This window comes from Proteus myxofaciens ATCC 19692, from assembly GCF_001654855.1.
GTDB classification, from domain to species: Bacteria; Pseudomonadota; Gammaproteobacteria; order Enterobacterales; family Enterobacteriaceae; genus Proteus; species Proteus myxofaciens.
Genome location: NZ_LXEN01000111.1, coordinates 1 through 20,868 on the forward strand (window position 1 = coordinate 1; position 20,868 = coordinate 20,868).

General features: G+C 38.4%; 16 protein-coding genes. 10 read left to right on the forward strand and 6 right to left on the reverse strand.

Annotated elements, in window-relative coordinates:
- Positions 1 to 21 precede the first annotated feature (21 nt).
- Together M983_RS11870 and M983_RS11875 are read right to left on the reverse strand one after the other, a co-directional pair.
- Positions 22 to 3,171, reverse strand: a complete 3,150-nt coding sequence (locus tag M983_RS11870) for an efflux RND transporter permease subunit (protein ID WP_066751025.1) — start codon at positions 3,169 to 3,171, stop codon at positions 22 to 24.
- Positions 3,172 to 3,185: 14 nt separating this feature from the next.
- Entirely contained in the window at positions 3,186 to 4,373 is a 1,188-nt protein-coding gene (locus M983_RS11875) for an efflux RND transporter periplasmic adaptor subunit (protein WP_066751028.1), read from the reverse strand.
- Between the two features lie 125 nt (positions 4,374 to 4,498).
- On the opposite strand from M983_RS11875, the gene acrR reads away from it, so the two are divergent.
- The 3 genes from acrR to mscK all read left to right on the forward strand — a co-directional run bounded on the left by acrR (position 4,499) and on the right by mscK (position 9,070).
- Positions 4,499 to 5,143, forward strand: a complete 645-nt coding sequence (gene acrR, locus M983_RS11880) for a multidrug efflux transporter transcriptional repressor AcrR (RefSeq protein ID WP_066751031.1) — start codon at positions 4,499 to 4,501, stop codon at positions 5,141 to 5,143.
- A 25-nt stretch (positions 5,144 to 5,168) separates the two neighbouring features.
- Positions 5,169 to 5,522, forward strand: coding sequence for a DsrE/DsrF/TusD sulfur relay family protein (locus M983_RS11885; protein WP_066751034.1), 354 nt, complete (start codon positions 5,169 to 5,171; stop codon positions 5,520 to 5,522).
- Between the two features lie 125 nt (positions 5,523 to 5,647).
- Positions 5,648 to 9,070 (forward strand): mechanosensitive channel MscK, encoded by a 3,423-nt coding sequence (mscK, locus tag M983_RS11890; protein ID WP_066751036.1) that lies wholly within the window; start codon positions 5,648 to 5,650, stop codon positions 9,068 to 9,070.
- Between the two features lie 24 nt (positions 9,071 to 9,094).
- On the opposite strand, the gene M983_RS11895 is transcribed toward mscK, so the two are convergent.
- Positions 9,095 to 9,253 (reverse strand): DUF2496 domain-containing protein, encoded by a 159-nt coding sequence (locus M983_RS11895; protein ID WP_066751038.1) that lies wholly within the window; start codon positions 9,251 to 9,253, stop codon positions 9,095 to 9,097.
- Between the two features lie 8 nt (positions 9,254 to 9,261).
- A complete protein-coding gene (priC, locus tag M983_RS11900) occupies positions 9,262 to 9,804 on the reverse strand; it encodes a primosomal replication protein PriC (RefSeq protein WP_066751040.1) in 543 nt (180 codons plus the stop codon).
- A 137-nt stretch (positions 9,805 to 9,941) separates the two neighbouring features.
- Here priC and apt point away from each other — a divergent pair, with 137 nt between their 5' ends.
- The 4 genes from apt (at position 9,942) to recR (ending at position 13,724) form a co-directional block, all read left to right on the forward strand.
- On the forward strand, positions 9,942 to 10,493 hold the full coding sequence (gene apt, locus M983_RS11905; protein ID WP_066751042.1) for an adenine phosphoribosyltransferase: 552 nt from the start codon (positions 9,942 to 9,944) through the stop codon (positions 10,491 to 10,493).
- A 262-nt stretch (positions 10,494 to 10,755) separates the two neighbouring features.
- Positions 10,756 to 12,735 (forward strand): DNA polymerase III subunit gamma/tau, encoded by a 1,980-nt coding sequence (gene dnaX / locus M983_RS11910; RefSeq protein ID WP_066751044.1) that lies wholly within the window; start codon positions 10,756 to 10,758, stop codon positions 12,733 to 12,735.
- A gap of 54 nt (positions 12,736 to 12,789) precedes the next feature.
- Positions 12,790 to 13,119 (forward strand): YbaB/EbfC family nucleoid-associated protein, encoded by a 330-nt coding sequence (locus tag M983_RS11915; protein ID WP_066751047.1) that lies wholly within the window; start codon positions 12,790 to 12,792, stop codon positions 13,117 to 13,119.
- Positions 13,119 to 13,724 carry a recombination mediator RecR gene (recR, locus tag M983_RS11920; RefSeq protein WP_066751049.1) on the forward strand — a complete coding sequence of 202 codons (606 nt, stop codon included), beginning with the start codon at positions 13,119 to 13,121 and terminating at the stop codon, positions 13,722 to 13,724. The genes M983_RS11915 and recR overlap by 1 nt, the downstream gene beginning before the upstream one ends.
- 165 nt (positions 13,725 to 13,889) lie before the next feature.
- On the opposite strand, the gene M983_RS11925 is transcribed toward recR, so the two are convergent.
- On the reverse strand, positions 13,890 to 15,308 hold the full coding sequence (locus M983_RS11925; protein ID WP_066751052.1) for an NAD(P)/FAD-dependent oxidoreductase: 1,419 nt from the start codon (positions 15,306 to 15,308) through the stop codon (positions 13,890 to 13,892).
- Positions 15,309 to 15,944: 636 nt separating this feature from the next.
- Between M983_RS11925 and M983_RS11930 the strand changes: the two genes are divergently transcribed.
- The 3 genes from M983_RS11930 (at position 15,945) to yjiA (ending at position 19,350) form a co-directional block, all read left to right on the forward strand.
- Positions 15,945 to 18,095, forward strand: coding sequence for a carbon starvation CstA family protein (locus M983_RS11930; protein WP_066751056.1), 2,151 nt, complete (start codon positions 15,945 to 15,947; stop codon positions 18,093 to 18,095).
- A 66-nt stretch (positions 18,096 to 18,161) separates the two neighbouring features.
- Positions 18,162 to 18,368: a YbdD/YjiX family protein gene (locus M983_RS11935; RefSeq protein ID WP_066751059.1), complete on the forward strand. Its 207-nt coding sequence runs from the start codon at positions 18,162 to 18,164 to the stop codon at positions 18,366 to 18,368.
- Between the two features lie 22 nt (positions 18,369 to 18,390).
- The gene (gene yjiA, locus M983_RS11940; RefSeq protein WP_066751062.1) at positions 18,391 to 19,350 is read left to right on the forward strand and encodes a GTPase; all 960 of its coding nucleotides are present in this window, start codon (positions 18,391 to 18,393) and stop codon (positions 19,348 to 19,350) included.
- A gap of 67 nt (positions 19,351 to 19,417) precedes the next feature.
- On the opposite strand, the gene M983_RS11945 is transcribed toward yjiA, so the two are convergent.
- Positions 19,418 to 20,740, reverse strand: a complete 1,323-nt coding sequence (locus M983_RS11945; RefSeq protein ID WP_066751065.1) for an L-cysteine desulfidase family protein — start codon at positions 20,738 to 20,740, stop codon at positions 19,418 to 19,420.
- Positions 20,741 to 20,868: the final 128 nt, after the last annotated feature.

Below are 20,868 nucleotides of genomic sequence, written 5' to 3' on the forward strand. Positions count from 1 at the left end.
CTTTTTATTTACTTACTTAAATTAATGTGAATTTTCTGGGTGTTCTAAGTCTTCACTTTTCTTTGAGAACCTTCTGCGGATCACAACAAAGAAGATAGGAACAAAGTAAATAGCTAGTGATGTTGCTGCAATCATACCACCAAATACACCAGTACCTACTGAGTTCTGAGCACCAGAACCTGCACCATTACTTAATACAAGAGGAATAACCCCTAACATAAAGGCGAGTGAGGTCATCAGAATAGGTCGTAAACGCATTCTTACAGAGTCTAGTGTTGCTTCCACTAACCCTTTGCCTTCTTTTTCCATCAAGTCTTTGGCGAATTCAACAATCAAGATTGCATTTTTCGCCGATAATCCAATGGTTGTGAGTAGACCTACTTTAAAGTAAACATCATTCTCTAGGCCTCTTAGTGAGGTAAAGGCTAATGCTCCGATAACCCCAAGAGGAACTACTAACATAACTGAGAATGGAATAGACCAGCTTTCATATAATGCCGCAAGACATAAGAATACGACGATTAAAGAGATGGTATATAACGCAGGTGCTTGGTTACCTGATAGACGTTCTTGATAAGACATTCCCGTCCATTCATAACCAATACCGCTTGGTAATTGGCTCGCTAAGCTTTCCATCATCAACATAGCGTCACCGCTACTTTGACCTTGCGTTGCACTACCTTGGATTTGCATTGCTGGTAATCCGTTATAGCGCTCTAAGCGTGGAGAGCCATATAACCATGGGTCTTTACTTGTATCAATAAATGATGAGAAAGGAACCATTTGCCCGACATTATTACGGATATACAAGTTAGCAATGTCTTTAGGTAACATACGGAATGGTGAATCAGCTTGTACATATACTTTTTTCACGCGTCCACGGTCAATAAAGTCATTGACGTATGTACCACCAAACATCGTTCCTAATGTAGAGTAAATATCGTTAATCGCGACACCTTGAGCTTGTGCTTTTTCAGGATCGATATATAAGCGATATTGTGAAGTATCTTCTTGTCCATTAGGACGAACACCGGTTAGCATTTCAGGATGTTGCGCCGTTAAGCCAAGTAACTGATTACGAGCTTCCATCAGTTTTTCGTGGCCTAAGTTGGCTTTATCCACTAGCTCAAATTCGAAACCACCCGCAGAACCAAGTTCAACGATAGCTGGAATATTAAATGAGTAGATAAATGCTTCTTTTATAGAAGATAATGCAATATTTGCCCTATTAACAATCGCGGGTACTTTATCTTGTTTTGAGCTACGCTCATCCCAATCTTTTAGTACGACGAAAGCAAGACCCATATTCTGACCTTGACCCGCAAAACCGAAGCCATTAACGGTAAAGACAGATTTAACGACGTCTTTCTCTTTGTCTCTAAAGTAGTTATCTACATTACTTAATACGTCTTGTGTTTGTTCTTGAGTTGAACCTGCTGGTAATTGAACCATTGTCAATAATACCCCTTGGTCTTCCTCTGGTAAGAACGAGGTTGGTAGACGAATAAACATCAACGCCATACCGGCAACTAATAAGACATAAAGTAATAAGTAACGGCCTGTTCCTCGTAATGTACGAGAAACACTGTCTGTATAGTGATGGCTACTTTTTTCGAATGTGCGGTTAAACCAACCAAAGAATCCAGTTTGAATACCATGGCTGCCTTTTGGTACAGGTTTTAACATCGTTGCACATAGCGCAGGTGTTAAAATCAATGCAACAAGGACAGATAAGGTCATTGCGGAAACAATAGTAACAGAGAACTGGCGATAAATAGCACCAGTAGAACCACCAAAGAATGCCATTGGAATAAATACCGCAGAAAGAACGAGTGCGATACCCACCAGGGCGCTTTGGATTTGATCCATCGATTTACGTGTTGCTTCTTTAGGCGATAAACCTTCTTCTTGAATAACCCGTTCAACGTTTTCTACAACAACAATGGCATCATCCACCAGCAGACCGATGGCGAGTACCATGGCGAACATCGTCAAGGTATTTATCGAATAGCCAAATGCCGACAAGATGGCAAATGTTCCTAAAAGGACGACAGGAACGGCGATAGTAGGTATTAGCGTAGCGCGGAAGTTCTGCAAGAACAGATACATAACCACGAACACGAGCATTATCGCTTCAATCAGTGTTTTAACAACTTCAAAAATAGAGATCTTAACGAAAGGTGTTGTATCGTAAGGATAAACAACCTCTAATCCAGCAGGAAAGAACGGTTCCATATCGGCCAATGCTGCACGTACTGCATTGGCAGTATCTAACGCATTTGCACCTGTAGCGAGTTTGATACCAATACCTGCCGCGGGTAAACCGTTGTAGCGAGCAATCGTACTATAGTTTTCAGCCCCCATCTCAACAATACCAAGATCTTTCAATTTCACCTGAGAACCGTCTTGGTTGACTTTCATCAGGATATTAGAAAATTGTTCAGGAGTGTTAAGACGAGTCTGAGCTATGATTGACACATTAAGGCGTTGACCAGGAACAGGTGGTGTACCCCCTAGCTGGCCGGCTGCCACTTGGTTATTTTGCGCTTTAATTGCGTTAATAACATCAAGCGTTGTCATGTTGTATTTCACTAATTGATCAGGATCTAACCAAATACGCATAGCATATTGGTTACCAAACAATTGTGTTTCACCAACACCGGTTACACGGCTTAATGGATCTTTAATTGTGGCACCGACATAGTCGGCGATATCATCTTGTGACATTGTGCCGTCACCAGAGATAAAACCTGCCACCATGAGGAATGAACTTGCTGATTTATCAACACTAATCCCTTGTTGTTGCACTTCCTGAGGTAAAAGAGGCATCGCCAATTGCAGTTTATTCTGCACTTGTACCTGCGCAATATCAGGATCAGTACCTGCTTCAAAGGTCAGAGTGATATTCATCGTACCTGCTGAATCACTGGTAGAAGACATATACACCATGTTATCGATACCATTCATATTCTGTTCGATAACCTGAGTTACTGTATTCTGCACAGTGGTCGCATCCGCACCAGGGTACACCGCTGAAATCGAAATCGCAGGTGGTGCAATAGTAGGGTATTGCGCAATAGGTAATTTGATGATTGCCAGAAGACCAGCCAGCATGGTAATTATCGCAATTACCCATGCGAATATCGGTCTGTCTATAAAAAACTTAGGCATGGATCACCGACTCCTTATTGAGGATTCTTTGCTGACTCAGTTTTTTGAGAAGATGTTTTGTCATCAATATTCTCTTCTTGAGCCGTCACTTTGATATCCGGTTTAATTTTTTGCAATCCAGAAACAACAACGCGATCGCCTTCTTGGAGACCACTATTTACTAGCCATCTATTTCCAACTGCTTGTCCAATTTCAATCGTACGTACTTCAACAACATTATCTTTATTGACAACCATGGTTGTTGCCTCACCACGTGGTGTACGAATAACAGCTTGTTGTGGGATCAGAATTGCATTTTGACGAATACCGTTTTCTAATTTAGTACGCACAAACATTCCAGGTAGTAATTCACCGTTTGGATTAGGAATGATGGCACGCATTGTAATTGAGCCGGTTGTTTCATCAACAGTCACGTCAGAAAACTCTAAATGACCTTTTTCTGAATAAGGTTTGCCATTGTTCAATATTAAATGAACGACTGCTTTACCTTGTTCTTGGCGAATAGCACCGCTTTCAATTTCATTTTTTAGTTTTAGGTAATCATCACTTGATTGGGTAACATCAACATAAATAGGATCAATTTGTTGAACCGTTGTTAAAGCGACTTGTTGCCCTGTTGAGACTAATGCCCCTTCTGTCACTGTTGATTTACCTGAACGACCTGAAATAGGTGCAGTCACTTTGGTGTATTCAAGATTAATTTTGGCATTTGTTAGTGCGGCTTGTGCAGCTTTAACTGCGGCTACAGCTTGAGCATACTGAGATGTTGCTGTGTCAAAATCTTGCTTACTCACATAATTCGTCCCTAATAGAGGCTTATAGCGCTCTACTGTAAGACGTGATATTTCGGCATTTGCTTTCGCTTTAGCTAAATCAGCTGAAGCACTATTTAATGCTGCTTGGAAGATAGCAGGATCAATCTGATATAAAGATGTACCTGCATCTACATAGCTACCTTCCGTATAATTACGTTTTAAAATAATACCGCCAACCTGTGGACGAACTTCGGCAATACGATATGCAGAAGTTCGGCCTGGTAAGTCAGTTGTAATAGTCAGTGGTTGAACGCCAAGGGTTACAACACCGACTGCTGGTGCTGGTGGGGTACCAGACTGTTTAGCTTTGTCATCACATCCTGCAAGAACTAAACTGCCTGATAGTACTAACATAGCCAGAGGCAGAACCCCTCTGTTTTTTCGCATAAGAAAACCTCTATTCAAAAGTTGTTTCCCGGGATAAAAAATAATTAAATTGGTGAATGGTCGCGATGTATAGTACAAACATACATGAATGTATGTAAATTAACTTCAGTCGAAACCGAGGAATAATGGCACGAAAAACTAAACGGCAGGCACAGGAGACAAAACAGCACATAATTGATGCTGCAATTAGATTGTTTACTGTACAAGGCGTTTCTGCCACATCACTTTCAGATATTGCCTTCGAGGCAGGTGTGACTCGAGGTGCAATATATTGGCACTTTAAGAACAAAGTGGATCTATTTACTGAAGCATGCAAGCTCACCGATTTAAAAATAGAATATTTAGAACTAGAGTATCAAGCAAAATATCCAGATGATCCACTATTTGTATTAAGAGAATTGCTTATTTATATATTGACATCAATTGTAGATGATCCCAAACACAATGCATTATTAGAAATTTATTTTCATAAATGTGAATTTGTAGGTGAAATGATGCCTATTGTTGAAATTCGTAGAGAATTATGTGCGGCAGACTATTCTAGAATAGAACAATCTTTTCGTCGCTGTATTGAAAAAAAACAGCTCCCCGATGATTTACATTTGAAAAGAGCCGCTATTATGTTGAGGGCGATGATGACGGGTCTTGCTGAAAATTGGTTATTTTCACCAGAAAGTTTTTCTATAAAAGATGAAAGTCAATACTTGATTGATAGCTTTATTGATATGATAAAGAACAGCACTAATCTCAGAATAGATGCGTCATCTTAATCAAGATAAAAATAAGGAAAGACAAATGAGTAAAGTATTAGTGATTGCTAATGGTGCAGCATATGGTAACGAATCATTATTTAATGCATTGCGTCTATCAATTACATTAAAAGAACAACATCCTGAAACTGAGTTAATGTTATTTTTAATGTCTGATGCCGTGATTGGCGCTTTAGCTAATCAACAGCCAAAAGAAGGCTATAATCTCCAGCAAATGTTAGAGATCCTTACTGCTCAAAATGTGCCTGTTAAACTCTGTAAAACATGCACAGACACTCGTGGTATCAGTAAATTAGCGCTAGCTGATGGCGTTGAGTTAGGTACGTTAGTCGATTTATCTCAGTGGACATTAGCAGCAGATAAAATCCTTACATTTTAATTATTATTGACTTTTTTTAGCCAAAAATCACGGTTGCGGCTTGTTCTTTTTCACTGCCAATTTATGGTAATTGGATTATACTGATAGAACAGTTTTTCAATGTTAATTGAACAAGTTGCTCAACTATGCGTGTACCAGTTACTTTTTCTCACTTAAATCTTAATATTCGCCATATTATTTCTGCGGGTATAATGGCATGCCTATTGTGGAGCTTATTAATCACCTCTGCTTGGGCTGCGAATCCGAATAATTTACCCACTCAAGAAAGCATCCAAAGTCAGCTTAATTTATTAAATAAACGCAGTGCATTGAGTGCAGAAGATAAATTAACAATTAGCGATTTAGAACAATCTTTGCTATTGCTTGATGATATTGAGCAATTGAGTAAAAAATCAATAGATTACAATAAAACAGTTGAGCAATTACCTGAAAAGTTACGTAATATTCAATTTCAATTAAATCAATTAAAACAAAAGATTGCTAATAAAGAGACTGATGGTTATCAAAAGTCATTAGAAAACTTGCCACTCGCAACATTAGAATCAAAATTAGAAGATATATTACAATCTTTGCAAAAATCGCAAGATGATTTAGCTAATTACAGTAATGAACTTATTGTATTACAAACACAGCCCGAAAGAGCTCAAGCTGTTTTATTTGGTAATTCTGAAAGGCTTCAACAAATCAGAGTTGCGCTGAATAAAAGTAGTGGTGATAAAGCCCAAATGCGCCCTTCAGCAGTGCAACTTTTACAGTTAGAACAATATTATCTTCAACAGCAAAATAACTTTCAAAAACGTACTTTACAATCAAATGTACAACTACAAAGCTTGTTGCAACTGCAACGAGATTACAGTTCTGCTTATATCGACCTTTCACAAGAGCATGCGCAGATTTTACAAGATGCGCTTAGTGACAAACGCTTAGATAGTTCAGAAGAAACGGCAAAAGAAGCTCAAAATACAGGGCTTAATAATCATGAGATTAATACCAATCCCTTCTATTTAGCTCAAGCCGAAATCAACAAACAACTTAGTGATAAATTAATTGTCACAACACAAAATAATAATGAGTTAAATCGTCAAAGCTTAATGGTGAAAAGCCGCTTAGATAGAGCCATTCAATCAGAGCGGAATTTAAAAGAGCAAATAGATGTACTTAAAGGTAGTTTATTGCTTTCACGTATTCTTTTTGAAGAACAAGTTGATTTACCTGATGGTATTTTTATTAATAATCTTCCCGATAAAATTGCAGATTTACGCCTAGAACAATTTGAGATAAATAAACAGCGCGAACAAATTTTCCAATCTAATGTTTATATTGAAAAATTAATGTCTGAATATCAGGCTATGTACCCAGAACAGGCTGATATTAATACATTAAAAGGCTTACGTAATGCTTTTGAACAACTTATTGAAGCACGTAGAGAGTTGCTTGATAAATTAAATAATCAGTTAGGAAGCCAAATTTCTGAGTCGATCAATTTACAAATGGACCAACAACAATTAAAAAGTGTTGTTAGCTCATTAGAAAATACATTGGCGCAACAAATATTTTGGGTTAGTAGTAACAAACCTATTAATTTAAGCTGGTTTTCTGCATTTCCTTCACTTGCACTGGCTGAATTTCAAAATTTCAAAGTCAATTGGTCTCATGAAAATCTGTTGAATGGGGCTAAAAAATCATTACCTGTACTTATTATTCTTATTACTTTTAGTTTGTTGATTATTTGGCAACGTAAAAAGCTGGATATTGAATTTGAAAAAAACAGTACAGATATCAATAAACTCAATAAAGATTCCCAACTTCATACCCCAATCGCATTGGGGATCGTTTTTTTAAAAACATTACCCCTTTCTTGTATTGTGTTAGCACTTGGCTATTGGCTAATTAATAGTTTCAATGTCCAACAAGAATTTATTTGGTCTTTAGCATGGCAATTTGCAATTTTCTGGTTGATGTTTGAGTGGTCATATCGGTTGATGTCAGATAATGGTGTCGCTGTAAAACACTTTAAAATCCCATTAGAACGAGTTAGGCAAAACCGTAGGCGTTTATTACGTTTATCTATTCCTATGTTGCCAATTATTCTGCTTTCGGCTTATGGGATTAATAATCCACTTATGCTAGTTGACGATGTTATAGGCCAGCTGGTTGCTATTATTTCTCTCTTTTTTATTAGTTTATGCGCATTACCTTTTTGCCGTGAAATGTGGCAAGAAAAGGGAAGTCATGTTGTAAGAACCGTTGTTATTACGCTTCTAACATTTTCACCGTTGATATTGATGGTACTTGTTATTTTAGGGTATTACTACACAGCTTTGCGATTAGCGAATCGCTGGATTGATAGCCTATATTTGCTGATGCTTTGGTTTATTGCCTATCATGCCAGTTTAAGAGGATTAACTGTAGCAGCGAGAAGGTTGGCTTATCGTCGAGCTTTAGAGCGCCGTCAGGCTATGCTTAAAGAAAAAAAAGAAGGTGAAGATACCAGCCTTGAGCCCATTCAAGAACCACCTATGGATATGGAGCAAATTAATCAGCAATCATTAAGATTGACTACGATGATTTTATTTATCATTTTTGCGTCTAGTTTTTATGGTATTTGGTCTGATTTTATCACCGTTTTTACTTATTTAGATGGGATCACTTTGTGGCATTATAATTTGCCAACTGAATTAGGTTATGTCTTAAAAGCTGTTACAGTGGCAGATCTCTTGCTATCTATAGCGATAATGGGCGTTTCTTGGTTTATGACACGTAATTTACCAGGATTATTAGAAGTCTTAGTTTTATCAAGAATCAAGCTACAGCAAGGGGCTTCTTATGCAATTACTACGATTATGACTTATATCATTATTGCTATTGGGACTATTGTTTCATTAGGAATATTAGGCGTTGCATGGGAAAAATTACAATGGTTAGCGGCTGCATTAACGGTTGGTCTTGGGTTTGGCTTACAAGAAATATTCGCTAATTTTGTATCTGGTTTAATTATTTTGTTTGAAAGGCCTGTAAGGATTGGTGATACCATCACAATAGGCACTTATTCAGGAACTGTTAGCCGTATTCGTATCAGAGCGACAACTATTACAGATTTTGATCGCAAAGAAGTTATTATTCCAAATAAAGCATTTGTGACCGAAAGGCTTATTAATTGGACTTTATCTGATACGGTAACAAGAATAATTATTCAAATCGGCGTTGCTTATGGCTCTGATCTTAGCAAAGTGAAAGAGGTCTTAATGAGAGCAGCGAAAGACAATGATAAAGTAATGACAGAGCCAGAACCTGCGGTATTATTTACAGAATTTGGGGCTAGTACACTTAATCATGAATTGCGTTTTTATGTCAGAACGTTGGGTGATAGAAGTATTACAACCGATGAAGTGAATCGTGCTATTGATAAATTATGTAATGAAAATAATATCAATATCGCATTCAACCAATTAGATGTATACCTACACAATAAAAACGGTGATGAAATACAAGAGATAAAACGACCACTTGATGGCTCAGCGTCTAGAGGCACTTCACCTTCAGTATAAAGGGTAAAATATATTATAAGTCAGTTATTTGTTCATCGTCTTAAGGTGTAATTTTTGTTCGTAATCTTTACGAATAATTTCAAGCGCCTCTAAGACGATATGTGGCTCTATCTTATGTGTCTCTAAAAGATAGATAATATCGACTGCTAACTGAACTGATTCTGGTTCGTCTTGTAATTCCATATATTCTCTTAATATTTATCTTCTTGTTTTTCAATACTCTTTTCAATAGAAAAAAGTGCATTTTTGCAACGCATTAAACGATTTTCTAGTGCAGCAATTTCTTTTTGTAATTCTTGCTGGCGCATAAAATTTTGTGCTTGAGTGAGTGATAATTCCCTATCTTGGATCATGGCCTGCAATCTGCGTTCGTAATCTTGATGTTCAGCAAGCTTTTGATAGAGATCGACACTTTTTTTACGTTGAGTTAGCTGGTTTTCTTGCTTTCTTAGCGTTTGTGTCGATAATTCACGAGTTAATGCTTCAATTTGTTGTAGGATTTGTGTTGCCAGAAATTTTACCTGCTGGCTTCGTTGTGCCTCAACACAAGCGATTAACTGGGTAAAATTATCGTGGATCTGTTGCATATAGCCCCCAAGTGAATCACTTCGGCGATGAAACAGTGCTGTGTCGAAACAAGGTGCTGCTATTTTTTTATTGGCAATAGGCGCAAGTGTTTCGGCGAGATTGTCTATCTGTTTTTTAAACACACTCAGCGGATCTGTTTTTTTCATTTGGGTGTTGTTCCTGTTTTGATAAAAACATGAATTGACGCAAAGCAACAAAAAGAAGTCATTAACAGGCTTTCTGTTGCATTTTAACGGCATATTGCATAGATTCTATCGTTTCGTTTTTTATTATGGCACTGATTATGACTGCTAACGCGCAACAACTGCAATTTATTAAAGACAGTATTGAAACTATTCCTGATTATCCAAAAGAAGGAATTCTATTTCGTGATATTACCACGTTACTAGATAACCCTACGGCATATCAGTCAACTATTGATCTGTTAGTTGAACACTATCAAGGTCAAGGTATCACTAAAGTTGTTGGTACCGAAGCTCGTGGCTTTTTATTTGGCGCGCCAGTTGCATTACGCTTAGGTGTTGGTTTTGTTCCTGTTCGTAAAAAAGGTAAATTGCCTCGCGAAACACTCAGTGAAACTTATGATTTGGAATATGGTACCGATACATTAGAAATCCACAAAGACAGTATCACAGATAAAGATAAAGTCTTAGTTGTCGATGACTTATTAGCAACAGGTGGAACTATCGAAGCGACAGCACGTCTTATTCGTCGCTTAGGGGGTACTGTCAATGAGGCTGCATTTATTATTTGTTTACCAGATTTAGGCGGTATTGAACGCTTAGAAAAACAAGGTATTCATAGCTATACCCTCGTTGATTTTCCAGGACATTAATTTTTTGCGCTTTTGAACATGATATTGAAAAAGTGACAAACATATTTCATCAATATCAGTAAAATAGCTTGAGTTAATAAGCAACGATAGTGCGGGTACTTTAAGCCTTTTTTGTTATATAAGGCCCGCACACTTGTTTTCTCCTTTTCAAAAATTTCGCTGATAACTTCATCAATATCTCATTTGTTTATTACAAATCTCGCTCAACAGGTCTTCACTGTGTTAGCATAGAGATAAATATCGTTCAATTTTAGCGGAATCAATGAGCTATCAGGTACTTGCCCGTAAGTGGCGCCCACAAACTTTTAATGATGTTGTTGGTCAACACCATGTGTTGATGGCATTAGCTAATGGTCTTGATAACCAACGGCTACATCACGCCTACCTTTTTTCTGGCACCCGTGGTGTCGGAAAGACAACCATCGCCCGTCTATTTGCAAAAGGGCTGAATTGTGAGACAGGTATAACAAGCAAACCTTGTGGTAAATGTGCAAATTGCCTTGAAATAGAGCAAGGGCGTTTTGTCGATTTAATTGAAATTGATGCAGCGTCAAGAACAAAAGTTGAAGATACGCGAGAATTGCTTGATAACGTGCAATATGCGCCAGCTCGTGGACGTTTTAAAGTCTATTTAATTGATGAAGTTCATATGCTTTCTCGCCATAGCTTTAATGCGTTACTCAAAACGTTAGAAGAGCCGCCTGAGCACGTAAAATTTTTACTGGCAACGACAGATCCACAAAAATTACCTGTCACGATTTTATCACGCTGCTTACAATTTCATTTGCGTGCATTAGATATCGACCAAATTGCGACACAACTTGAAAAAGTATTATCTGCTGAGCATATCAATAGTGATGCAAGAGCACGTCAACTTATTGCGCGAGCTGCTGATGGTAGCATGCGTGATGCGCTAAGTTTGGCTGATCAAGCGATTGCGAGTGGTGAAGGTGTAGTAAGCGCTGATGTTGTCAGCCAAATGCTAGGAACAATTGATGATGCTCAGCCTTTAGCACTGATTGAAGCATTAGTTAAAGCCGATGGACAGCAAGTTATGTCATTGGTCAATGATGTGGCTTCGAGAGGTACTGATTGGGAAAATTTCTTAGTAGAAACCTTATCGTTGCTACATCAAATTGCTATGTTGCAATTATTGCCTAGTGAAGAAAATCCTCAAGAGCAATATACTCAAGAGCGCCTGCGCTTATTAGCAAAATCAGTATCACCACAAGACTTACAGCTTTATTATCAAACCTTATTAGTAGGCCGAAAAGAATTAGCCTATGCGCCAGATAGACGCATGGGTGTTGAAATGACGCTATTACGAGCGTTAGCCTTTCATCCTAAAACCGTTGTTGATGATGTGACTTCTGCACCCCTTGCGCAAACATTGCCCAATGCCAATGTGCCGTCGCATCAAACACAACCAGAAGGCCGTTCTCCTAAGCCGATACATCATCAACAGAATGTATCGCCAACACAAACGAGTGTGTCAACAGAGCCTAGTGATTCACTCGATAATAGCCCAACAGCCCAATTATTAAGAGCACGGCAGGCGATAAAGGGGAATGGTTCACAAACTCCGCCAAAAAAGCCTGAACCGGCGACGCCTCATCAGGCTAAGCCGGCTGCTAGTGCATTAGAGCGGCTAGCGGCCGTCAGCGAAAAACGTCAACAGGTGACAAAACGCCAATCAGCATCTACACCTGAGAAAAAGAAAAAAGAAGCGTATCAATGGCGACCACAAAATCCTGAAGTGGTCTCTACGCAAGAAGTTGTTTCTTCTCCTAAAGAGATAAAAGAAGTTCTTGAATATGAGAAAACACCTGAACTTGCGGCAAAAATTGCCCAAGAGTCACAAGAAAGAGATGCATGGGCTGCCGAAATAGGCAAGATGTCGTTACCAAAACTGGTGCAACAATTAGCCTTAAATGCGTATAAAGAGACCATAAATGAAGAAAATGTGGTTTTGCATTTACGAACGACACAGAAACATTTAAATTCAGCAAATGCGTTACGTACGCTCACAAATGCGTTAAGTGAATTGCATGAAAAAACAATTTCACTCACAATTATAGAAGATGATAACCCAGCGGTGAAAACGCCGTTGGAGTGGCGACAAGCTATCTATGATGAAAAATTGGCGTTATCTCGCCAATCGATTATTACGGATAAAACGATTCAAACACTACAGCATTATTTTGATGCTGAATTGGATGAAGAGAGTATCCGACCTGTTTAATTGCACCATGTTGTATGACATCATACTGTGTGGCTTTTACAAAGAGAGACAATTATGTTTGGAAAAGGTGGTTTGGGCAATTTAATGAAACAAGCCCAACAAATGCAAGACAAAATGCAGCAGATGCAAGAAGAGATAGCTAACATTGAAGTGACCGGTGAATCTGGCGCAGGTTTAGTTAAAGTGACTATTAATGGTGCTCATAACTGCCGTCGCGTTGAAATCGATCCTAGCTTGCTAGAAGATGACAAAGAAATGTTAGAAGACTTAATTGCAGCCGCTTTCAATGATGCAGCTCGTCGTATTGATGAAACTCAAAAAGAGAAAATGGCTTCTGTATCTAATGGTATGCAACTGCCACCAGGCTTTAAGATGCCATTCTAATGCAAACTAGCCCACTTCTTGAATCATTAATGGATGCGTTGCGTTGTTTACCCGGTGTCGGGCCTAAATCAGCGCAACGCATGGCTTTTCAATTGCTTCAACGCGATAGAAGCGGTGGCATGCGTTTAGCACAAGCACTAACGCGCGCGATGTCTGAAATTGGTCATTGTTGCGACTGTCGTACGTTTACAGAAGAAGAACGTTGTACTATTTGTGCCAATGTTCGACGTCAGCAAAACGGACAAGTGTGCGTCGTAGAAACGCCTGCTGATATTCATGCTATCGAGCAGACAGGGCAATTTGCAGGACGATATTTTGTCTTAATGGGGCATTTATCACCGTTAGATGGTATTGGCCCTATGGATATAGGATTAGACAGACTTGAAGAACGTTTAAGCCAAGAACCTATATCAGAAGTTATTTTAGCTACTAACCCCACAGTAGAAGGCGAAGCGACAGCAAATTATATTGCTGAAATTTGTGCTCAGTACGATATTGCTGCAAGCCGAATTGCGCATGGTGTTCCTGTTGGTGGTGAGCTAGAAATGGTCGACGGTACAACGCTTTCTCACTCGATTGCAGGACGTCAAAAAATCCATTATTAATCTAATAAATAACCTATTTCAAAAAACACCTTTTGTGTAATGCAAAAGGTGTTTTTTTGTACATTAAATCGGTAATCACGAGTAACAAACCCGCTAGTCAAGTCATTATAGTGAGTTAAAAAATAGATTTAATATATAGAAATTTTCATATTTAACTAATTATTGTCAGAATGAAACTAGCTTACTTGGATTGACAGTATTAGAGATCCCAACGGCTGCTTTTACTAGTGGAATTGCCATCGGTGATAGCTGTCTCCCTAGAGGAATGTTCATGTGTTCGATACGCGTAAGCATGCTAAAATCATCGTTTTCTCCCATAATATCATCACTGATAGCCTTTCCAATACGAACTGTTTGCGCAACACCATGACCACTCCAACCATGTACTAGATAAGTTGGTATATTATCTCCGATTTTTCGACAGTCAGTTGCACCGTTAAGGGTAAAATCGCTAATGCCACTCCAAGAGTATTCTAATTCAGTTTGCCCCAGCTGTGGGAAAACAGTACCTATGCGTTCTAATAGATAATCGTTGATTTTTTTGGGAGACCAGCTTGTTCCTGTTCCTTGACCACCAAAAAGAAGTCGATTACTACGAACGGCTCGGTAATAGTCAATCTGAAATTGTGTGTCGTAGACGGCCATATCTGTAGGCAATAGCGTTTTGATATCAATACGTAATGGTGGAGTTACACCGACATAAGTATAAAAAGGAACAGTGGTGCCAGTTACACCTGATAAAAACTGGAAAGTTGTATTATGAACAGCCACTACAACGCCTTTTTTCGCTGTAATAATCCCTTCTTCGGTTGTAATAATAGCGCAAGAAGGTGTCTGTTGAATATCTAATGCCTTGGTAAACTCATAAATACTCGCTCCATTTTCGACCGCACCGTATATTAGAGTGCGTAGTAGTGCAAGAGGATGAATTTGACCGCCTAAGTCATCAATTGTGGCACCGTGGTATATCTGTGATTTTATATATTGATCCAGTTCATAGGCGCCGACAATTTTTATCTTATCATCGCCGAGATGACGTCGTGCATCAGCACTTTCGATTAACGAATTCATATGTCCAGAATGTACAGCCGCGGTTATGTGACCATGTCGGATATCGAGATCAAGACTGTAGCGTGTAGCAATATCATTTATCATTTCTATCGCTTCAATAGAGGAAAAGCGCCATAGTCGCTTAGCCTCATCGATAGAAAGATTTGCAATCATATCTGTAGCTTCCCAGCGAGCAAGGCCAGGTGTAAGCTGCCCTCCGTTTCTGCCAGAAGCGGCTGAACCGATATTGTCTTTTTCTACCAATACGACGTCTAGACCTGCTTCTGCAAGATGTAAGGCCGTTGATGCTCCAAGCAGTCCTCCACCTATTACTACTATGTCGCACTGTCGATCAGTCGTTAGTGGCGCGAAATTGTCCCATTCATTTAATGATGCTTCATAGTAATTCGCGGAGGTGCGGTTATTGGATTCTTTGTCTTTACTTCTGTGCCAGTTCCAAGTTCGAGCATCAAGATTTAGCTTTGTATCTATGATACAAGCGTCATCTAAAAGTTTAGGTTTTATTAAATTCATAATAAATTGTCCAATACTAGGGTATAGAGGATTATTTTTGTAATATTTCAGTGGACAATTTTGATGCTAGTGATAACCCTTTGTATGTTTTCTAGCACTTCGAATAATCTTTTTAAATTGAATAATTAGCATATTATTAATTAGATTTGGGACTTAGGTGCTTTTAAATATTGCAGTATATTCAAATAATGCAAATTTTAATTATCAATATAGTGAATTATGAAGAATTTTATAAATAATATTGATTTTATATTTCGTTAAAATGGTGTGTAACTTAGGTTGAGTAGAAAAATAGGATTTCCCCATTTTATTTTTGATAGTGATATTTTTCCCTAAAAATAATATACGTTCTTTAAAGGGAAACTAGAGTAATTAACAGTTTTCTAACTTATTGAAAGCCATAAAATTGTTATGTCGCTCACAAATTTTTGTATTAAAAAATCGCGTATAACCACTTAGGTAACAATAAAGACCGCTTAATTCGGTATATAACCGCTAAGTCATTTAGTCTCACAATTTCCTTATTAATCTTCATATCATATCAGCACTGGCAGTTATCTATTCATTATCAAATAATTCTCAACTGCTACTTACTACTCTTTGGCTGTTCGGTCTTGCCTGAAAAAAAGGTGTCTCATGAACAAAAATGCATTTTTAAAGCACATTCCTTGGGTCATTATTGGAATTATTGGTGCTTTTTGTCTCTCCGTTGTTGCGCTACGTCGTGGTGAACATGTCAGTGCTCTATGGATAGTTGTTGCTTCTGTTGCTGTCTACTTAGTGGCTTATCGTTATTACAGTTTTTATATTGCTCGTAAAGTCATGAAACTAGATCCCACACGAGCAACACCTGCGGTAATTAATAATGACGGTTTAAACTATGTACCAACTAACCGCTATGTGTTATTTGGTCACCACTTTGCAGCGATTGCAGGTGCAGGTCCTTTAGTCGGTCCTGTTCTTGCTGCTCAAATGGGCTATTTACCAGGTACACTTTGGTTATTAGCTGGGGTTGTCCTTGCTGGTGCTGTACAAGATTTTATGGTGTTGTTTATTTCAACGCGCCGAAATGGTAACTCATTAGGTGAAATGGTGAAAAAAGAGATGGGTGCCATTCCTGGTACTATCGCACTTTTTGGCTGTTTCCTGATTATGATAATTATCCTTGCTGTATTAGCACTTATCGTCGTTAAAGCCTTAGCAGAAAGCCCATGGGGTGTGTTCACGGTATGTTCGACAGTGCCTATTGCGCTCTTTATGGGTATTTATATGCGCTATATTCGCCCTGGTCGCGTAGGCGAAGTCTCTGTGATTGGTATTGTGTTATTAATCGCGGCTATTTGGTTTGGTGGTGTCATTGCTCACGATCCTTATTGGGGACCTGCATTAACCTTTAAAGATACAACAATTACATTTGGTCTTATTGGTTATGCGTTTGTTTCGGCTTTATTACCTGTTTGGCTTATTCTTGCACCTCGCGATTATTTAGCAACTTTCTTAAAAATTGGCGTTATTGTTGGCTTGGCCGTCGGTATTGTTATTCTTAATCCTGAATTAAAAATGCCAGCTGTCACACAATATATAGACGGTTCTGGTCCATTATGGAAAGGAGCTCTATTCCCATTCTTATTTATTACTATCGCTTGTGGTGCAGTTTCAGGTTTCCATGCATTGATTGCATCAGGAACAACGCCTAAATTATTAGCGAATGAAATGGATGCTCGTTTTATCGGTTATGGTGCCATGTTGATGGAATCTTTTGTGGCAATTATGGCATTAGTTGCGGCCTCAATTATTGAACCAGGTCTTTACTTTGCCATGAATACACCACCTGCTGGATTAGGTATCACTATGCCAAATCTTCATGAATTAGGGGGTGAAAATGCACCGATGATCATGGAACAGCTAAAAGAAGTCACTATTCATGCTGCAACTACAGTTAGCTCATGGGGATTTGTTATCTCGCCTGATGAAATACTACAAACGGCAAAAGATATCGGTGAGCCTTCTGTATTAAATCGTGCTGGTGGTGCGCCAACATTAGCCGTTGGTATCGCAATGGTATTCCATAAAATTCTACCTGCTGCTGATATGGGCTTCTGGTACCACTTTGGTATTTTATTTGAAGCATTATTTATCTTAACTGCACTTGATGCGGGTACGCGCTCAGGTCGCTTTATGTTACAAGACTTACTAGGTAATTTTGTTCCATTCTTAAAGAAAACTGACTCATTTATCGCAGGTGTTATTGGTACTGCGGGATGTGTTGGATTATGGGGTTATCTCTTGTATCAAGGCGTGGTTGATCCATTGGGTGGTGTTAAAAGCTTATGGCCTCTCTTTGGAATATCAAACCAAATGCTAGCAGCGGTTGCATTAGTATTAGCAACAGTCATCTTAGTGAAGATGAAACGCTCTAAATATATCTGGGTAACCGTCATTCCAGCAGTATGGCTATTGATTTGTACAACGTGGGCGTTAGGATTGAAACTCTTTAGTAACGATCCACAAATGGAAGGTTTCTTCTACTTAGCGAATGAATACAAAGCGAAAATATTAGCAGGTGGTGCTGACTTAACAGCAACAGAAATCACGAATATGAATCATATTGTGATTAATAATTACACCAATGCGGGCTTAAGTATTCTATTCTTAGTCGTTGTATACAGTATTATTTTCTACGGTTTCCGTACTGCAATGAAAGCACGTAAAAACCCAGAAAAAACTGATCAAGAAACACCCTATGTACCGATGCCAAAAGATGTAAAAGTGTCCTCAGGCCACTAATCTTAAGGTGTTATAAAACCCCACATTGATTTATCAGTGTGGGGCTACTTTCTTTAGGAGATGCTTATGTTTGGCAATTTAGGACAAGCAGGTAAATATCTAGGACAAGCTGCGCGTATGCTCATTGGTATTCCTGATTACGACACTTATGTACAACATATGAAAGATAATCATCCTGATAAGCCTTTTATGACCTATAACGAATTTTTCCGTGAACGCCAAGAAGCACGTTATGGTGGTGGTGATGGAAAAGGTGGCTTTCGCTGTTGTTAATTATCTGCAAAGGAGATAACTCATGAAACCTATTGCAGTCACAATCCTGACTGGATTTCTAGGCTCAGGTAAAACAACGCTACTGCGTCATATGCTAAATGAAGAACACGGCCATAAAATTGCAGTCATTGAAAATGAATTTGGTGAAGTACCGATTGATAATGAAATCATTGGTGATAGAGCAACTCAAATCAAAACGCTGACTAATGGTTGTATTTGTTGCAGTAAATCTAATGAGCTAGAAAATACGCTATTAGATTTATGTGACAGCCTAGATCGTGGTGAAATTGAATTTGATCGTTTAGTGATTGAATGCACGGGTATGGCAGATCCTGGCCCTATTAGTCAGACATTCTTCTCACATGAGATAATTTGTCAGCGCTATGTATTAGATGGCATTGTGACGCTAGTTGATGCTGTACATGCTCAACAACAACTTGATCAATTTACATTAGCACAATCACAAATAGGTTATGCTGATCGCATTCTATTAACCAAAACAGATATAGAACCCGCTTGTGAAGCATTATTAGCGCGATTAAAGCGTATTAATGCTAGAGCGCCAATTTATACCGTCATTAATGGCAATATTGATTTAAGTGAGCTATTTAATATCAAAGGATTTATGTTAGATGATAACCTTAATATTAAATCATCATTTTTTCATTTTCAGCCAGAAAAACAAGATGACATTCGCTCTATTGTATTAAATTTTGATTATGCTGTTGAATTACAGCAAGTATCAGATGTGATGGAAGCCCTATTATTAAGTTTTGCAGATAATCTGCTTCGTTATAAAGGTATTCTTAATATTAAAGAACAACCTAATCGGCTTCTTTTTCAAGGTGTACAACGACTATATAGTGCAGATTGGGATAGGCCTTGGGATGATGATGAAAAACGTCAAAGCACGCTGGTCTTTATTGGTGTTCAATTACCTGAAGATGAAATAAAAGCGAGTTTTGAGGCACTAAGACCATAAAGTTTGCATCATAAAATAGGCAATAAAAACCCCATTATAAAAAATGGGGCTTTTTCTATAAAATATATTAAGCGATAGCGACTGATTTATGCTCCATTATTTCAATAATTTGAACATCAGTATGTTGCATAGCGCGGCTTGCTAAAGCGCAAAGATTTTCAATTGTTGTATCTACATTGTGTGTCACAATACCATCATTACCAGTGACGCAGGTATTATCTAATGCCATTAGCACGGCTTTATAAGCAGCACTGGCGCCTGTTGAAACTTTCATTGCACAGCTATTGGATGCACCATCACAAATAACGCCACTAATATCGCCAATCATGCTACTAATCGCCATAGCCATAGGTTCATAACGTTCTTCCATTAACCATGCAATTGCACCAGCAGCGCCCATTGATGCCGTAGTTGCAGCACACAAGGCAGATAATGCAGGAAATTTATGATGAATATAAATGGCTAATAAATGAGAAAGAATTAATGCTCTTGCTAATTTTTCATCATCAGCTTGCAAATACTCAGCAACCACAACAACCGGCATAGTTGCAGCAATACCTTGGTTGCCAGAGCCTGAATTACTCATGGCGGGTAATATTGCACCCCCCATGCGAGCATCAGAAGCAGCTGAAGTACGGATCATAATTTCAGAAAGTAAATCTTTTGCTAATAATCCCCGTTGTTGTTGGCGCTGTAAGGTTTGCCCTATATGTAAACCATAACTATGAGTGAGACCTTCTTTAGATAGCGCATCATTTAAATGAGCGGCATCTAGAATAAAAGAAATTTCTTCTACAGGAACTTGAGTCACGAAATCATAAATTTCTTGCGTATTGGTATTATTGAGTGCTTGTTTTATTTGGCAAGGTGAGACAAGTTGTTGAGTTTCTGATACCGTTTTATCAAACACGATATCGCCATTAAAAATTATTTTAACGATATTAGTATGATTTCCAGCGATAATGACAGTTACGCGACTATCTTCATCTGCAACAGTGACTTCACAATAGAGGACTTCTTCGCATTCTTTTTTAATAACAACGCGAACAGCATTACTGGTTAATAACGCTTTACTGATATCAATTTGTTCTGGTGTGGCATTTTTTAAGACTTCTAATCCTGCCTTGCTATCACCAGCAATTGCGCCTAATGCAGCCGCTATAGGTAATCCCACCATACCTGTACCAGGCACAGTGACGCCCATGCCATTTTTCATTAAATTTGGTGAGACTTCTGCGTGAATAAGAGTAATAGGTTTTTTTAAATAATCAGCAGCAGTAGCGGCTGCTAGGGCAAGTGAAATGGGTTCAGTACAACCCAATGCTGGCTTAACGTGCTGTTTTACAGCGGATATTAGCGTTTTCCAACAAGTAGAGAGCGATTTTTTCATCACATTATACCCACGATAGTATTAAAGAAAGTAGTATGAAAATTAAAAATTATTCTATTTTTGATACCTAAATAATACTTAATTTTTCAGAGAAAAAATTTTCATACTTTACTATCAAGTAATATATT